The sequence below is a fragment of the Haloferula helveola genome (assembly GCF_037076345.1).
GTDB lineage: Bacteria > Verrucomicrobiota > Verrucomicrobiia > Verrucomicrobiales > Akkermansiaceae > Haloferula > Haloferula helveola.
In genome coordinates, this window is sequence record NZ_AP024702.1 from 2,279,301 (window position 1) to 2,295,914 (window position 16,614).

Consider the following 16,614-nt stretch of genomic DNA (forward strand, 5'->3'; position numbering starts at 1 on the left):
ACCCTCGGGGGGCGTTCCGGTATAGGCAGGGGAGAAAGCGCGTCCGATGGCCGAAAGCCCCGACATGGAAGAGACCTTCGTGCAGCTGGTGGTCAGCCATCAGGCGGCTCTCCATGCCTTCGTGGTGTCACTGATGCCCGGAACTCCCGACGTCGACGACGTCGTCCAGGAGGTCAATGCCGCCGTCTGGCGGAAACGGCGGGAGTTCGAGATCGGCACGAACTTCAAGGCGTGGATGTTCTCGGTGGCGCGCTTCAAGGTGCTCGCCCTCTGGCGCGACCTGAAACGGAAGAAGGTCTGGACCGTCCCTGAAGCAACCCTCGTGAAGCTGCTCGATGATGCCGCCGACCAGTGCTTCGACGCACACGACCACCGTCACGACGCGCTCCGCGAATGCGTCCAGCAGCTGCGTCCGGAAGACCGCGGACTGGTGCTGCGCTACTACTACGAAGGACGTAGCCTCGGCGAAGTCGCCGCCGCCATCGGACGAAAGGCGGAGAACCTGAAGGGCAGCCTGCACCGGATCCGGACGAACCTCCGGAGCTGTGTGCGTTTCAAAACCCAGCTGGGAGGGAACGCCACATGAATTCGAACGAGTCCGGTGAGTTGCTGGCCGCCTTCATGGAACTGGAAGACGGCTCGATCGATCCCCGTCGGCGCGACGAACTGATGGCGGAGCTGGAACGCTCGCCCGCGGCACGCCGGGCCTACCTCGAGTACTTCCAGCACTCGGCCGTGCTCAAGATGGAAGGTGCCAAGATGCACGAGCGCGGATTGCTTCCGGTCATCGATTCATCCGTCGCCCAACGCCGGCTCTTCCAACGCTCGATGCTGGCCGCGGCCGCCGTGATCGCGCTGGTCGCCGCGATCCTCGGGCTGGTAGCGATCAGCCAGCCCGGCCCTGACTCCGCGAAGGTCACCGTGGCCGCCGACACCCTGTGGAGTGTCGACTCGGTCGCACGGGAAGAGGACCGGAAGGAGTCGGATGTGACCGAAGGCTCGACGGTCCGGGTCATGTCCGGCATCGCCCGGCTTGAGCTGGAGTCCGGCGCCACGCTGGCCATCCAGGGACCCGCCGAAGTCCGGTTCCCGAAACTCAACCAACCCGACCTCGTCCATGGCATGTTGTGGTTCGATTCAGGAACCTCGGACGACTCATTCGAACTGAAGACTCCGGAACTGATCGTGCGCGATATCGGCACGCGGTTCGGTGTCCGGGTGCCGGAACAGGGAGCCGCGGAGATTCATCTCATCGAAGGCGAGCTGCAGGTGCTGAACCGGAAGCAGGAACCCGTAATCACCTCACTGAAGCCGGACGGGAAAGCCCGGGAGGTTCCGCTCTTCGGCGAACCATCCGAGAAACCTCTCGCCGAGGATCCATTCCCCGATCTGGCAGAGCTTCTCGAAGCCGACCGCAACTACCCCACCACCGTCCGCGGCCAGTCGCCGCTGAGATATTGGCGCTTCGAAGACGACAGGCGGGGCCATTCGGACTCCACGGAATCCCAGGTGATCGGCGGTGAACCCGGCGTGGGAAGCAACGAGGCCTTCCATGGATTCGACCACGACAACCGCTGCCTTCGCCTGATTGGCACCGAGGATGATTCCTTGGTCGCCGGCCCGAGCGAGACTCATGAGATGGGACAACGGGAAGGTGCCGTGAGCTTCTGGATCCGGCGCGAGCCGGGGATCACCCACGAGGAGATCCTTTGGCTGGTCGGGCCGGTTCCTGAAGGGAAGCGCAACCCGCAAGTCTGCCTGGTCTACACTTCTCTGGCCGAGTCCGGTCGGGTCCGGATGTTCATCAAGAACGACGGGGCCGACGTCGTGCTGGCATCGTCGCGGAGTGTGGCAGACGGCCGTTGGCACCACATTGCGGCCAGCTGGGGCACGGCATCGGCCGAACTCTTCGTCGACGGACAGTCGGCGGCCGCCGACCACGGTCCGAGAGGCCTCACCTCGACGTCGTCCGCCGGATCGCGCGTCAGGTTCGGCAAGCCGAGCGAAGACCTGACCGATCAAGGCGCGAAACACTTCCGCGGCTGGGTCGATGAAATCGCGATGTGGAGCCGGCCGCTGACTCCGGCGGAAGTCTCCCGGCAGTACGAAGCCGCGATCGGGACGGACGGGGAATAGTTACGGTCGCCCTGCTTGGATGCTACGCTCTTCCAATTCGGCCGTCCCAAGCAACCGTCGCTTGAAAGCTGATAACCGTCTCTTGCCGATCCACACGTCAGCATGATCAGCAGTCCCGAAGGGACGACGGCAGTTAGCCACGGGGTTCACCCCGTGGTAACGGCATTAGAGAGGGCCAAGCGCCGAAGGTGCGTCGGCGGAGCGTGGGAACATCTCGGGAGTCCGCCTACGCCCCTGCCGGGGCTGAATCATTTTGCCGACCTGGTTCCACGGGGTGAACCCCGTGGCTAACTGCCGTCGCCCCTTCGGGGCTTGATGTCACCGCGGGATGACGATGTCTCCGGAAACATTGCTACTCTCCCCTGAACCGCTCAAGTGCCAGCCGGATTCCCTCGGCCTTGTGTAGGGTTTCCTCGAATTCCTTCTCCGCATCGGAGTCCGCCACAATGCCCGCTCCGGCGTGGAACTGCAGCTGTCCGCCTTCGCGGACCATCGTCCGGATCGCGATGCTGAACTGGCTCTCGCCATTGTAGCCGAGATACCCGATCGCCCCGCAATAGATTCCGCGGGGACCGCCTTCCAACTCGCGGATGATCTGCATTGCCCGCCGCTTCGGTGCTCCGGTGATGCTGCCACCCGGGAAACACGAGGCCAGCGCTCCGACCGGCCCGACGTCCTCGCGCAGGGTGCCGCTGACCGTCGATACCAAGTGGTGGACCTGCTCGAGCGTCTCGAGCTGGAGCATCTCGTCGACCTCCACGCTGCCGAACTCGCAGACCTGCCCGAGGTCGTTGCGCAGCAGGTCGGTGATCATCACCAGCTCGGCGATTTCCTTCGGTGAGGTCTGCAACTCGTACGCCGAACGGCGGTCCGCCACCGGATCGGCGAAACGCGGACGCGTACCCTTGATCGGCCGCGTCTCGATTCCGCGACCGGAGATTCGGAGGAACGTCTCCGGCGAAGAAGAAAGCACCTCGCGACCGTCGAGCGAAAGCCACGCTGCCATCGGCGACGGTGAAGCGGCACGGAGCTGTTCATACAAGCCAAACAACGATGGACCTCGTACTTCGACCTCGAAGCGTTGGGAGATGTTGACCTGGTAGATGTCGCCGGCTGCGATCCACTCACGGATGCGCCCGACCGCGTCGAGGAACCGCTGGCGCGGCCAGACCGGCGTCACGTCTCCGAGCGACGGCCGGTCGTCCGCCGGCTCCGCCAGTTTCTCCGAAAGGGAACCGATCTCGTGCCAGCCACCGTCGTGCGTGTGGATTAGCATCTCCGGATAGTCGCCGAAGACGAAGTCGCCTTCGTAATCGACCCAGCCGCAGAGGCCTCCTTCCGGAAACCCGCAGTCCGCCGCCGGGCCACCGCTCCGTTTGTTCAGGACCTCCTCCAGCCGACAGCGGTCGGCTGGATCGTGGATCGACCCTTTCAGCACTTCGACCGGCTCGGCGGCGATGATCGAAACCGGATTCCGGTAGCTGGCCGGCAAGTGGCCCGCGGTGTCGAAGAACACCATGCCTGGAAGATGGCGCAGGCGCGCGGCGACCTCGCCCGGCGTCCGGCCGTCGAGCGCTCCGGTTCGCCGCTGGACCGGTGGCTTCACGCCGGGAACTGAAACCGGGGCGGGCCGCCTGCCAAGTTCCAAGTTCCGGCCATCGCGGAGAGCGATTCCCGCCTTGCTCCCCTGCCGCGCGGGGACCTAGCGTTCGGGTATGAGCCAAACGACTGCCTCGAGCGGCCCGAACCTGTGCTTCCGGCTATCCTGCTGGGTGCTCGGATTGGTCGCCTTCATCCAGCTCCTGGCGGGCGGGATCGCCCTCGCGGTGCGCTTCGAGGCGAGCCGCGAGGTCCGGGTGGAAAAGGAGATCGTCACCAAGATCGTCAACGTCGCGCCGAAGCCGGCTCCCGCACCCGCCCAACCGGCCGAGCCGGTCGTCGCCCTGCCGCCACCGATCGAGATCCCGGTGGAGAAGCCCCTGCCACCCGCCCGCCCGCTCGACGCACCGCCGATTGCCGACCCGGTCGTCGAGCGACTCGTCAACGAGGCCCGCGAGGCCCGCATCTCCGAAGACATGGGCAGCGCGATCGTAAAGCTCGAGGAAGCCCGCACCAAGGCACCCAACGATCCGAACGTCCACTACGAGCTTGGCATGGTCTACGAAACGATGGCCGCCTTCGATCCCGCGCTGGCGGAGAAAGCCGCGCAGTCGTACCAAGCCGTGTTCGAACTCGGAACCACCGGCGCCGGCGCGCTTTACCCGCTGGCCGCACAGAAGCTCCGCGATGGGATTGCGATGCCGGTCGACATGCGCGGCAAGCTCGCTCTCGGCCGCGCCCGGATCTTCAAGGATGACCATTTCGCCGGCGGCGAGCGTGTGGTCCTGACCATCCCGGTGAACGCCGCCCCAGGCAGCGAGCCGGACCCGAACGACTTCTTCGTTCAGGTGAAGTTCTTCGACAAGACCGCCAATGGCGACCCGGTTCCCGCAACTCCGGAATCGCAGAACGAAGTCGAGTGGGTCAGCGGTGAGTTCGACTGGCTCGGTGGCGAGGAGGTCCTCCGGGTCACCTACGTCCTGCCCGCCCCCGATCCCTCGCAGGAGCACCTGTTCGGCCGACGGAAGTACTACGGCCAGGTCGTGGAGCTCATCTACAAGAACGAGCTGATCGATAGCCAGGCATGGCCGCGGCACCTCGCCTCGATGAACCGCACCGAGCCGGAGCAAGGCATGGACCCGCTGTTCCTTGACGAGGAGCTTCCGTTCGACGGCAGCCTGCTTCCACCCCTCGAGGACGAGATCCCGCTCCAGCCCGCGCTGCCACCCTTCCCCGAACGCTGACCCCTCCATGCCGGAAACCGAACCGCGCACGCTCGGCGATTACCGCCTGATCGAACCCCTCGCCGAACATGCCGGTCAGACCACTTGGCTCGCCGAGCAGTCGTCGGTCCAGCGACCGGTCGTCCTCGTCGAGCTGACCAACCTGAAATACCGCGAGACCTTCCTTGCCGACGTCCGCGCCAAGGCGAGCGTCGATCATCCGCTGATCGGCTCGGTTTACGAAGCGGTCGACGAACCCCACGCCTGCTACGTCGCACTCGAGCGGATCACCGGCAACAGCCTCGGCGACCGGCTGCGCAGCCGCGAGGCGATGCGGCCCTCCGATCTCGCCCACATCCTGCGTCGGACCGCCGAGGCGATGATCCAGCTCGCGTCGAAGGGAACCGCAACCGAGCCGCTCACACCGGACACCATCCACTTCGACTCGAACGGAGTGATCCGGATCGAGAACGTCGCACGCGCCGGCGACTTTGATCCGAAGGGGCAGATCGACGACGTCCACCGGCTGGGTGAGATGCTGCCACCTCTCGTCGCCGACGGCCTGCCCGGCGCCAGCCGGGTGCTCACCGTGCTCGCGTGGATGCGCGGCCACGGCACCGAAAAGCAGATCGACTGGGAGGCGGTTCGTTCTTACGGCGAACAAATCGAAAGCCAGCTCCTCGAAGCCCGGCCACCGGCCGTGACCTCGCCCCGCACCGCCCGGGTTCCGCTGAAGAAATCGAAACTGCCGATGATCCTCGGTGGCCTGGTTGCGGTGGTCGGAATCGGCACGGTTGCCATGGTGATGTTCCCGAAAGGCGATCCGCCGCCGCCGGAGGTCCTGCCGACACTCCCGGTGCCTGTGCCGATTGCCGCCGGTTCGCATCCCTCGCCCGACGGTGGCACCGAAAAGCTTCCGGCATTCGAAATCTCCGCCTGCGAGGTGACGATCGGCGAGTACCGCGAGTTTCTCGACGTGCTGGAGCAACTTGATCCCGGCGAGCGCGATGTCTTCGACCTCGAGGATCAGCCCGAGGAAAAAAAGGGCCACGTGCCCGACGGCTGGGAGGAAATGCTGGCCGCCGCCCGCTCAGGTGGAACGTGGAATGATCGCCCGATGAGTCTGTTCTGCCCGGTTGTCGGTGTCGATTGGTGGGATGCCTCCGCTTACTGCAACTGGAAGAACTGCCGCCTGCCGACGCAGGAGGAGTGGTTCGCGGCCCTGCGCTCCAAGGTCGAGCGGCCGGAGTATCTGCAGCCGGCTCCGTGGGGACCGGTCACGGACCTCAGCATCAACGACCGCACTCCGAACGGGCTGCGCGGCATGGCCGGCTCGGTCTCCGAGTGGACGCGACGCCCGAGCGTGAATCCCGCCAACCCGCTCGGCCCGCGGCACATCGTCATCATCGGTGCCTCCTTCAAAAAGCCGGACAACGGCGCTCTCGCCCGTGAGTGGACCCCAAACCGTCTCCTCCGCCGCTCCGACCTCGGCTTCCGCGTCGTCACCCGGCCGGACTAGGTAGGGACGAGCGCCCTCGCTCGTCCGCCGACCCCAGGGATGACCATCCTGCAGCCGATGGAGGGTCAGCCTTCACGCACATCTCGGCATCGTCGATGCGATTTCAACGTTCGGCCCTGCAGATGATGACCCTCTCTGCCGCCGCCCCTCGCGGGGCTCAAGGGTTTGGCTGACCGGCTCACCACGGGGTGAACCCCGTGGCTAAACGCCTACGCCCCTTCGGGGCTGCCTGAAGTCCCGGCCACGTCCGTCTCCTAACCCCTAACCCCTAACCCCTAACCCCTAACCCCTAAGCCCTGACCCCTGCCCTGACTCCTGACTCCTGACTCCTGACTCCTGACTCCTGACTCCCGTCCCCTGCCTTACGGATGGTAATCCTGCAGCGGCTGGACGGTCAGCTCGCGCTCCTTCAGCGAGCGCATCGCCTTCACGCAGGCCTCGGCGGCGGCGAGGTTGGTGGCGTGGGAGACCTTCATCGTGATCGCGGTCGAGCGGATCTTCACCTCGTCGGCACGCGCGGCTTGGTCGCTCGGCGTGTTGATGACGAAAGCGATCTCGCCGTTCTTCATCATGTCGACGACGTTCGGACGACGTTGCTCGTGCAGTTTGAACAGGCGCTCGCAGGCCACACCGGCGTCTTGGAGGAACTGGTAGGTCCCCCCCGTCGACCAAAGCGTGAATCCGAGATCGACGAGGTCCTTGGCCACCGCGAGGGCGCGGGGCTTGTCGCGATCGACGACGGACAGGAAGACGTTGCCCTTCGTCGGCAGCGGGTTGAAGGCGCTGATCTGGCTCTTGGCGTAGGCCATGCCCCAATCGGCATCGATGCCCATCACCTCGCCGGTCGACTTCATCTCCGGACCGAGCACGATGTCGATCCCCGGGAAACGGTTCCACGGGAAGACCGCTTCCTTCACCGAGAAATGCGGAGGAATCACGGCTTGGGTGAATCCGATCTCGTCGAGCGTCTTGCCGAGCATGATCTGGGTCGCGTATTTCGCCAGCGGCACTCCGGTCGCTTTCGAAACAAACGGAACGGTGCGCGAGGCGCGCGGGTTGACCTCGATCACGTAGAGTTGCTCATCCTTCACCGCGAACTGGATGTTCATCAGGCCCTTCACGTCGAGCTCCTTCGCGAGGTTCTTGGCCGCGGTGTCGATCTGTTCCTTGATCGAATCCGAGAGCGAGTAGGACGGGATGCAGCAAGCCGAGTCGCCCGAGTGGATACCGGCCTGCTCGATGTGCTCCATGATCGCACCGACCACCGCGGTCTTGCCGTCGGCGATGCAGTCGACGTCGACCTCGGTCGCGCCATCGAGGAAACGGTCGACCAGCACCGGGCGCTCCGGTGAGGCGTCGACGGCCTCACGCATGTAGCGGCGCAGCTCGCTGTCCTCGTAAACGATCATCATCGCGCGTCCGCCGAGGACGAACGACGGCCGGACGAGCACCGGGTAGCCGATGCGGTTGGCGACCTCGACGGCGCCGTCCTCGTCGATCGCGGTACCGGCTTCGGCCTGCTTGAGGCCGAGCTTGTCGAGCAGTGCGGAGAAGTGTTTGCGGTCCTCGGCGAGGTCGATGCTCTCTGGCGAGGTTCCGATGATCGGCACGCCGTGACGCTTGAGGTCGGCGGCGAGGTTGAGCGGCGTCTGGCCGCCGAACTGGACGATCACACCGGCCGGCTTCTCCTGATCGCAAATGTTGAGCACGTCCTCGAGCGTGAGCGGCTCGAAGAACAGCTTGTCGGAGGTGTCGTAGTCGGTCGAAACCGTTTCCGGATTCGAGTTCACCATGATCGCCTCGTAGCCAAGCTCCTTCACCGCGAAGGCGGCGTGCACACAGCAGTAGTCGAACTCGATTCCCTGGCCGATCCGGTTCGGGCCGCCGCCGAGGATGATGATGCTTTTCTTCCCGGTATCGCGCGCCTCGTTCTCGTCACCATAGCTCGAGTAGAAGTAGGGCGTGTAGGCCTCGAACTCGGCGGCACAGGTGTCGACCAGCCGGTAGCCGGGAATGATGCCGGCCGCCTTGCGCTCCTCGCGAACTGAATCCTCGGTCACCGCCTCGACATCCGACTGGGTGTGGCCGCTGCTGCGGGCCGCCTCGAGGTTGCGGGCGCGGGCGATCTGGCGGTCGGCGAACCCGAGCCGCTTGGCCGTCTTGAGGTCGCAGTTGGCAAGCGTCCGGCCTTCCTCGGCGATCTCCTTCAGATGGTGGAGGAACCACGGATCGATCGCGGTCGCCTCGAACACCTCGTCGATCGACCAGCCGTTGGTGAAGGCCACCTGGACCCAGAAAATGCGTTCGGCATTCGGCACCGCGAGCTTCTGCTCGATGTCGGTGTGCATCGGCGCCGACGGACCCTTCGGATCGAAGCCGAAGCCCCAGCGGCCGGTCTCGAGCGAGCGCAGCGCCTTCTGCATCGACTCCTTGAAGGTGCGGCCGATCGACATCGCCTCGCCGACCGCCTTCATCTGGGTCGTGAGTACGGCGTTTGCCGTAGGGAATTTCTCGAAGGTGAAGCGCGGCAGCTTGGTAACCACGTAGTCGATCGTCGGCTCGAAGCTGGCGGGCGTCTCGCGGGTGATGTCGTTCGGCAGCTCGTCGAGCGTGTAGCCGACGGCCAGCTTGGCGGCGATCTTGGCGATCGGGAAGCCGGTCGCCTTCGACGCGAGGGCCGACGAGCGGGAGACCCGCGGGTTCATCTCGATGACGATCATCCGGCCGCTGACCGGGTCGATCGAGAACTGGATGTTCGATCCGCCCGTCTCGACGCCGATCTCGCGGATGACGGCGAAGGACGCGTCGCGCATGATCTGGTACTCGCGGTCGGTCAGCGTCTGCGCCGGAGCCACCGTGATCGAGTCGCCGGTGTGCACGCCCATGGGGTCGATGTTCTCAATGGCGCAGATGACCACGCAGTTGTCGGCGCGGTCGCGCATCACCTCCATCTCGAACTCCTTCCAGCCGAGCAGCGATTCCTCGATGAGGACTTCGCTCACCGGCGACAGGTCGAGTCCGCGGGCGATGATCTCCTCGAACTCCTCGCGATTGTAGGCGATGCCGCCGCCCTGGCCGCCGAGCGTGAAAGCGGGGCGGATGATGAGGGGGAACTTCTTGCCGGTCGCCTCGGCAAGCTCTTCGGCGACCTTCTTCGCCTCCTCCATCGTATGGGCGGTGCCGGATTGCGGCAGATCGATGCCGATCTTGATCATCGCATCCTTGAAAAGCTGGCGGTCCTCCCCCTTGTCGATCGCGTCGGCATTGGCGCCGATCATCTTCACGCCGTGCTTGTCGAGCGTGCCCGACTTGAACAGGTCCATCGAGCAGTTGAGCGCCGTCTGGCCGCCGAGGGTCGGCAGCAGAGCGTCGGGCTGCTCCTTGACGATGATCTTCTCGACGACCTCCGGGGTGATCGGCTCGACGTAGGTCCGGTGGGCGAACTCCGGGTCGGTCATGATCGTCGCCGGATTCGAGTTCACCAGCACCACCTCGTAGCCTTCCTCGCGGAGTGCCTTGCAGGCCTGCACGCCGGAATAGTCGAACTCGCAGCCCTGGCCGATGACGATGGGGCCGGAACCGATGACGAGGATCTTCTTGATGGAGGTGTCTTTTGGCATGGTGGGACAGGAGGTTTCAGCACAGCGCCGACCAAGTGCGCGGGCTAAATTTCGGGGTACTTGTCAGGCCCTGCCACCGATGTAAAGGGTTGGATGAAACGCAAGTGCCGATCATTCGCGGGAGATCCCGGAAATCCCGCCGTATCCGTGTCGATGGTCCGTCTCGCCTGCCTCCTCCTGGCCTCCGTTCCGGCACTCGCCGCGGAGCCCGCATTTCTGGAAAACGACCGGATCCGGATCGGAGTCGACCTCGAATCCGGCGGCTCGATCTTCCACTTCTCGGAGAAGCCGGACGGTCCGAACCTGCTCAACCATGCCGACCGCGGGCGCTTCATCCAGCAGTCGTACTACGGGAAGCCGGACGGCTCGAAGTGGGTCGAAAAGCCGTGGTGCTGGAATCCGGTCCAGGGCGGCGACTACAAGGGCAAGCCGGCCCGGGTGGTCGAGAAGAAGCAGACCGACGACTCTCTCTATGTGAAGAGCGTGCCGGTCAATTGGGCAGGCGGCGAAGACGTCGAGGAGTGTCGGATGGAAGAGTGGATCTTCCTCGATGGTCCGATAGCGACGATCCGCTTCCGTTTCGTTTACAAAGGCGAAGCAATTCACCCTCCGAAGCATCAGGAGCTGCCTGCCGTGTTCGTCGACAGCACCCTGGCCGACCTCGTTTACTACAAGGGCGACCAGCCGTGGACCGGCGCGGCGCTGACCATGGACCGCCCCGGCTGGCCGAACGAACCGCGCGAGGCGAATGAGGAATGGGCGGCGTGGGTCGGCCCCGACGGGCGCGGAATCGGCGTGTATTTCCCCGGCAACCCGCAGCTCACAACCTACCGGCACCCGGGAAAGACCGGCCCGAAGGGCGGCGGGTGCTCGTACTTCGCACCGGTGCGGACGATGCAGATCAAGCCCGGCTTCGAGCACGACTACACGATCCACCTGACGATCGGAACCGCTGCGGAGATCCGCCAGCGCTTCGGAGAGTTGCGGAAAGCGGGTGATTAGCCCGAACACTGCATGAAATGTTCGCCCGAAGGGCCGATACGCCCCGACGCCGAAGTCGGTCCAGAAACAACTCGCTTCGCCACCTTTCGACGCCCCAACGGGGCTTCGTTCTGTAGCCCGGGGTTGCCGGAAGGCTACCCCGGGTGCGCACGCGCGAACCCTTGAACCCCAAGGGGGTTCGATCCAATCAGGCTTCGCCGCCCGGCAACGCCCGTCGCACATTGACACAACCCCGTTGGGGTTGGGAAACCCGGCCATCCCAGTCCCGGGGTAGCCTGCGGCAACCCCGGGCTCCAGTACGATGCCCCGTTGGGGCGTTCCCGTTCCCGGGCCTCAACCCCTCAATCCCTCAACCCCTCAACCCCTCAATCCACCCCCACTCCCATTTCCTAATCCAGCCGCGGATCGAGCTTCGGGGGACCCGCAGGCTTCGGCTTCGGGTTTTCCGGTGGCGGCGGCGGAGCGCCGGTCGGTTTGACCTCGAGGTCGGGGATCTGGAAGGCGTATTGCTGGTTCCAGCTCACTTCCCAGCCGGACGGAAGATTCGCCCGGTCGGCCATCGGACGGGCGAGCAGGTAGGTGGAGAACGAGTTCGGATTGACCCGGAAAAGCAGCACCGCGTTCCGCACCCGCGACAGCGCCTTCACCGCCTGTTCGAAAGCCGAGCCCGGTTCCCGCAACTGGTCGGTGGTGGTTCCGCCCTTCTGCTTGTCCGGCTTGATCACGATCTGGATCCGGTTCCAGTGGGGCCTGCTCAGCATCGAGACGTCCTGACCCCGACGGTTGCGCCAGTCGAAACCCTCGAAGTGTTTCATGATCTTGTTCTTGTCGTACAGCAGCCGGTCGGCGCCCTGCCGCTTGATCCGTTGCGCGATCCAGTCGCCCTTGTTCTGGCGGAACTCGTTTTCGAACAGGTCGATCGGTGTGAACGGATCGATCAGGTGCACACGGCCGTCGAAGACGAGCGCGTAGTAGATCTTCGCCGACGGCGGGATTTCACGGCTGCTGGGAATGGTGACGATGTCCGGCTTGGCGATCTTCTCGGGCGTCGAGTCGAGTAGCGCCTCGAGCTTCGCGATCTCCTCCTGCAGCTTGACCGTCTCGGCCTGCTCCTTGTCGCGGTCGGTCCGCAGCTTCTTCTCGAGCTCCCGCAGCTCCTTAAGGTCGGCGAGCAGTTCCTCGTTCTTGCCGACGTCTTTCTCAAGCAGCGCCACCTTCCGCCGCTCGGCCTCAAGGGCAGCCGGCTTCGGTGCCTCGGCCTCGAGCATTTCCTCCCGCCGCTCGCGCTGGGTCTCGAGCTTCGCCAGGTCCTCGCGCGCCTGCTGGACTTCCTCGGGTGTCGCCGGCTTGAGGTCGTCCATCAGCTTCTGGACCGTACGGCTGACGTCGGCCTGGACGAGGATCAGGACGAGAATCAGCACCGCCACCACGTTGGTCAGCGCGTCCATCAGCGAGTCGAGGCTCACGCCTCCCTCGGAATCGGATTTGCGTCGGCGGGCCATGGCTTCAGTCGAAGAGGGAAAGGTCGATCGGGCCGTCGTTGGGCAGCGGCAGCTTGCCGGTGTTGACCTCGAACTTGTTGCGCGCCTCGCTGGCGGCCCAGAGATACGATTCGTTGCCGGCCTTGCGGATCAGGTAGAGCACCATCGAGTCGCGAGTGCCCTTCACCTTGGCGAGGAAATCCTTGTAGGCGCCGCTGTTCGGGATCGCGGCCGTTGAGACGGCCTTCGGTTTGCCGCCCTTTTCGAGGATGTTGATTCCGGTCGAGTGGCACTCGACGAAGAAGATATTGCTCGCCTTGTTCAGTCCGCTGCCGCCCGGGCGGACCTGCACCGACTTCGGCGGCTCGGGTGCCTCCTTGCGTTCCTTCAGCTGCTTGCGCAGTTCCTCGGCCCGCTTCACCAACGCCGGTTGCTCCTTCTGCAGCGCCGCCAGTTCCTTCTTCAGGTTCTCGGCGATCTTCTGAAGCTCGGCATCCGACTGGTCCTTCGCCTTGGTCAGATCGTCGAGCTTGTCGCGCAACACGATCTGGCGGTCCTTCAACTCTTCCAACTCCGCCGCGCTGGCGCGCTCCTTCTTCACCCGCTGGTCGAGCTGCGCGATCTCCTTGCGCATCTTCTCGGCCTTGATGACGAGGTCGCGACGTTCCTTCGCCCGCGCTACCTCCTCCTCGGTCTGGCCCTCGCGGTCCATCTCCTTGAGCTGCGTGATCACGCTGATCATCAGCGTCAGGATCCCGATCAGGCACGCGAGGATGCTCATAAAGGGGAACAGGGAAACCCCTCCTTCACTCGCGGATCGTCGGCGTGCCATGGGATGTGACGGTTAGCGGCGGAACAGCCCCTTGCGCTTCTTGCCCTCGTTCGGGATCTGCTTCTGCCCCAGGTCGCGCAGCGCCTGGTTCATCAGATCGATGCCGTTGGCGATGTTCTCGAAAGTCCGGTTCAGCTCGCGATCGGAGCGGATGAAAATCTCGCTGCTGGTGTCGGAGAGCTTCTTCACCGCCTCGGTGAAGCTGCTCTCAACCGTCTCGCGATGGGCGTCGAGCCCCTTGCGCAGGATCTCACCGCTCTCCTTCAGCTGGATCGTGCTGTCGTTGAGGTTCTCGAGGAAGGTCTCGTGCGCCCGCGCCAGCGACGAAACGAGCTGCGGAATGCTCTCGGCTTTCTCCAGCAACTTGTCGGTGCCGGCATGCTTGCTGTCGTTCAGCTTCGGCAGGACCTTCTCGTTACAGAAGGCGTCGATGATCGTCAGCGTCTCGTCCTCCTTCTTCTGCACCGCCGCCATCGGGAAGCTCATCAGGATGCTCAGGATCAGGCCGAGCAGGGTGGTGTCGAAGGCCAGACCCAGACCGCCGGTCAGGCTGTTGATCGACTGCTTGAGCGCTTCCGGATCGGCGTTGTCACCCATCGCGAGCGATCCGACCGCGGTCGAGAGACCCATCACCGTGCCGATGAAGCCGAGGATCGGGATCGCCCAAAGGAAGACCTTGATCAGGGCGTAGGAGCCGCTCGAGCGGTTGGCGTCGACCTCCGACTGGGTGTTGAGGAAAGTCGCGACCTCGGTGTTGTTCGGGCGCGCCTCGAAGAGCTCGAGCGCCTTGCGGATGCGGTTGACGATCAGGCTGTCGCGCAGGCTCAGCGGGACCTTGTAGATGTTGTCGATGAAGTCCGAGACCGTCTCTCGGTTGATCTCGCGTCCGAGCCGCTGCGGGAACAGGTCGAGCAGCGCGGCGCGTTCCTGCCGCTTGTTCATCTGCGCCTTCATGAAGAGGATCGTGAGTCCCCAGAAGAACAGGAAGGTTTCGGCGTAGTTGACCCATCCGCGATCGAGGAAAATGCCGCCGAAGCGGGTGTCGCGGAACGGGATCATCAGCGCGAGGAAAACGACCGTGCAGCCGACGCCGATCCCGAGGCTCTTGGCGAAGTTCGGGTTGGCGTGGTCCTTCTCCGGCCAACCTTCACGCTCCGGATGCGAAGGCGTGTCGCCGGGCTGTTGCGAGGCGTTGTCGGCCGAGATCGTGAGGCGGCCCTGACAGGCCGGACATTGCACCGTTTGGCCGATGTGCTCGGGAGCGACATCCAACCCGGTGTTGCAGTGGGGGCATGAGATCAGCATGGGTTTCGTTTTTCCCCTAGACCATGAGGCGATTCATGGGAAGTCCCCGGGTGAGCGAAGTGCGGCATGTCACGGCACGAGTTGCCTCCGCAGTGCGTGGTCAGGTGTTCGTAGTTCCGCCTTCAGGCGGTCGAAGTGACGGGTGACTCGTCAGAAGAAACAGCACTCGGATTGCCGCAACTCGGGTTCCGCAGCCCCCTGAAGGGGGAACTACAAACCCCTGACCGAGGGCCATTTTCCGAGGTTCGGTTTACTTCATTTCGAATACGCCTTCTCCAGCTTCCCTTGCACCTTTTCGTACTGCATCGGGTCGCCATCGGCCGGGAACCAGCCGACCGACCAATACCGCCGGGTCTCGTCGGTGCGCGGCTCGAAGTCCTTCCACTCGAGCGTCAGCAGCCGACCATCCTCGCTCTTCTTCCAGCCGGTCTTCGGTTCCAGATCAAGCTTCGCCGCCTGCAGGCCGTCCGCCAGTCGCACGGTGAACGTCCCCTTGCCGATCGTCCCGCGCCAGTTGCCGCCGGTCTCGGTGGTGTAGCCGAAGAATACCGGCCCGCCGGCGGTGCGGCCGTTGTCGGTGCGGAAGCGCCGCTCGACGACGACCTCTTCCCCGGGAGGAAAGCTGACCTTCACGACGTGCCACGTTTCACATGGATCCTGCGGCTCGGGCAGGTCGATCCACTTGCCGTCATCCCCCATCCTCTTGCTGACCATCTCGCTCTTCACCTCGCGGCCGTTGACGAAGGTCCGCATGTCGCGCAGCGGGCCCATGTTGTCGGACTCGGAGAAACTGCGGGTGATGTCCGGGAAACCGAGGAACTGGATGGCAGGCGCGTCCTTCTTGCCGCTGACAAACACGAACCGGCAGGTCACCGACGAGTCGAACGGTCCCATTTCCACTTCCACCTCTTCGCGCTCCATCCGGATCACGCTTTCGGCATCCTTGGTCCAACCGACCGGTTCCGGCCCGCTCCCGCCGTCATGCATGGCGGTGTCGTTGGCAAAGGCGGCGGTGACGAGCAGGAGGGGGACGAAGGCACGCATGATGGCAGCATGGCCGGTCCGGCACGCTCCAGCAAGCCGGCGCTGACGACGGAAGCAAAGCGGACCGCGCGAGCCCACTCGCGCCCCATCGGTCCGGCGATGCGCGAGTGGGCTCGCGCGGTCCGCCTGCGGCGCCGGTGTCTAAACATCCAAATACTCCATCACCACCCGCCCCCGGAACCAGTCGATGCGGAGCTCGCACATGTCGCCAACCGCATCGGGAGCCCGGAAGGTATCGACGCCGGTTCCCATGAGATTCCGGACGCCCATCCGCCGCACCATCTCCCAGATCTCCGTGTCCGACGCCTCGAACTCGATCGTGATGTGCTGCTCGATGATATCCGAGCTGTTCTCGTAACCGACCAGCCGCGCCTCGGCCGGCATCTCGACACCGGTCAATCTCTCGAAAATCCGCTGGGGGAAAATCCGATCGAGCGCTGTCGGTGTAAGGAGAGCCACAACGCCCGCGACCGGCAACACCATCGCGAGCAGCCAAGTCGGCCAGCTCCCGGCCACCTTGCAGCACCGCTTCACCCCTCTGGCAACCGGAACCCCTACCGAGTACGCCAGCATCAGTGGCAAGGTTGCGAACGCCGCAATGAACAGGATCGACAGAGCCCGGGCCGAGAGAATCCACGTCGGGTCGGTTTGCAGCAGAAGCAGCCATCCACCGATCCAAACGCACGCAAGCGTGTAGAGCGAAAGGATCGCCAACCCGACACGCTGGGCCCTGCCCCGCGCATTCGAATCCCGGGCAACCATGTCGGGGACCGGGGCGGACGACTCCATCCGCGTGCCTACCTCGTCCTCGACCTGGCTCTTTCCTTCCATCGGCATCCGGCAAGCAACATGC

General features: G+C 64.6%; 12 protein-coding genes. 5 read left to right on the forward strand and 7 right to left on the reverse strand.

Going from position 1 to position 16,614, the window contains the following annotated elements; genetic code table 11:
* The first annotated feature begins 46 nt into the window (after window positions 1-46).
* Both HAHE_RS08315 and HAHE_RS08320 read left to right on the forward strand, forming a co-directional pair.
* Window positions 47-586 carry a sigma-70 family RNA polymerase sigma factor gene (locus tag HAHE_RS08315; protein WP_338690117.1) on the forward strand — a complete coding sequence of 180 codons (540 nt, stop codon included), beginning with the start codon at window positions 47-49 and terminating at the stop codon, window positions 584-586.
* Window positions 583-2,136 carry a LamG-like jellyroll fold domain-containing protein gene (locus tag HAHE_RS08320; protein ID WP_338690118.1) on the forward strand — a complete coding sequence of 518 codons (1,554 nt, stop codon included), beginning with the start codon at window positions 583-585 and terminating at the stop codon, window positions 2,134-2,136. Before HAHE_RS08315 ends, HAHE_RS08320 begins: the two co-directional genes overlap by 4 nt.
* A gap of 352 nt (window positions 2,137-2,488) precedes the next feature.
* Here HAHE_RS08320 and pabB read toward each other — a convergent pair whose 3' ends face one another.
* The gene (pabB, locus tag HAHE_RS08325) at window positions 2,489-3,742 is read right to left on the reverse strand and encodes an aminodeoxychorismate synthase component I (RefSeq protein WP_338690120.1); all 1,254 of its coding nucleotides are present in this window, start codon (window positions 3,740-3,742) and stop codon (window positions 2,489-2,491) included.
* A 109-nt stretch (window positions 3,743-3,851) separates the two neighbouring features.
* Here pabB and HAHE_RS08330 point away from each other — a divergent pair, with 109 nt between their 5' ends.
* Together HAHE_RS08330 and HAHE_RS08335 are read left to right on the forward strand one after the other, a co-directional pair.
* Window positions 3,852-4,979 (forward strand): hypothetical protein, encoded by a 1,128-nt coding sequence (locus HAHE_RS08330; protein WP_338690122.1) that lies wholly within the window; start codon window positions 3,852-3,854, stop codon window positions 4,977-4,979.
* 7 nt (window positions 4,980-4,986) lie between these two features.
* Window positions 4,987-6,477 carry an SUMF1/EgtB/PvdO family nonheme iron enzyme gene (locus tag HAHE_RS08335; RefSeq protein WP_338690123.1) on the forward strand — a complete coding sequence of 497 codons (1,491 nt, stop codon included), beginning with the start codon at window positions 4,987-4,989 and terminating at the stop codon, window positions 6,475-6,477.
* A gap of 362 nt (window positions 6,478-6,839) precedes the next feature.
* On the opposite strand, the gene carB is transcribed toward HAHE_RS08335, so the two are convergent.
* Window positions 6,840-10,097 (reverse strand): carbamoyl-phosphate synthase large subunit, encoded by a 3,258-nt coding sequence (gene carB, locus HAHE_RS08340; RefSeq protein WP_338690124.1) that lies wholly within the window; start codon window positions 10,095-10,097, stop codon window positions 6,840-6,842.
* Between the two features lie 93 nt (window positions 10,098-10,190).
* Between carB and HAHE_RS08345 the strand changes: the two genes are divergently transcribed.
* Window positions 10,191-11,099: a hypothetical protein gene (locus HAHE_RS08345; protein ID WP_338690126.1), complete on the forward strand. Its 909-nt coding sequence runs from the start codon at window positions 10,191-10,193 to the stop codon at window positions 11,097-11,099.
* A 389-nt stretch (window positions 11,100-11,488) separates the two neighbouring features.
* Here the strand turns inward: HAHE_RS08345 and HAHE_RS08350 are convergent, their stop codons facing one another.
* The 5 genes from HAHE_RS08350 to HAHE_RS08370 all read right to left on the reverse strand — a co-directional run bounded on the left by HAHE_RS08350 (window position 11,489) and on the right by HAHE_RS08370 (window position 16,598).
* Window positions 11,489-12,601 carry a hypothetical protein gene (locus tag HAHE_RS08350; protein WP_338690127.1) on the reverse strand — a complete coding sequence of 371 codons (1,113 nt, stop codon included), beginning with the start codon at window positions 12,599-12,601 and terminating at the stop codon, window positions 11,489-11,491.
* Between the two features lie 4 nt (window positions 12,602-12,605).
* Complete coding sequence (locus HAHE_RS08355) at window positions 12,606-13,361, reverse strand: hypothetical protein (protein WP_338690129.1); 756 nt, start codon at window positions 13,359-13,361, stop codon at window positions 12,606-12,608.
* Between the two features lie 63 nt (window positions 13,362-13,424).
* Window positions 13,425-14,717: a MotA/TolQ/ExbB proton channel family protein gene (locus HAHE_RS08360; RefSeq protein WP_338690132.1), complete on the reverse strand. Its 1,293-nt coding sequence runs from the start codon at window positions 14,715-14,717 to the stop codon at window positions 13,425-13,427.
* 255 nt (window positions 14,718-14,972) lie between these two features.
* Window positions 14,973-15,761 (reverse strand): hypothetical protein, encoded by a 789-nt coding sequence (locus HAHE_RS08365; protein ID WP_338690134.1) that lies wholly within the window; start codon window positions 15,759-15,761, stop codon window positions 14,973-14,975.
* A 141-nt stretch (window positions 15,762-15,902) separates the two neighbouring features.
* Complete coding sequence (locus HAHE_RS08370) at window positions 15,903-16,598, reverse strand: hypothetical protein (RefSeq protein ID WP_338690136.1); 696 nt, start codon at window positions 16,596-16,598, stop codon at window positions 15,903-15,905.
* Window positions 16,599-16,614 lie beyond the last annotated feature (16 nt).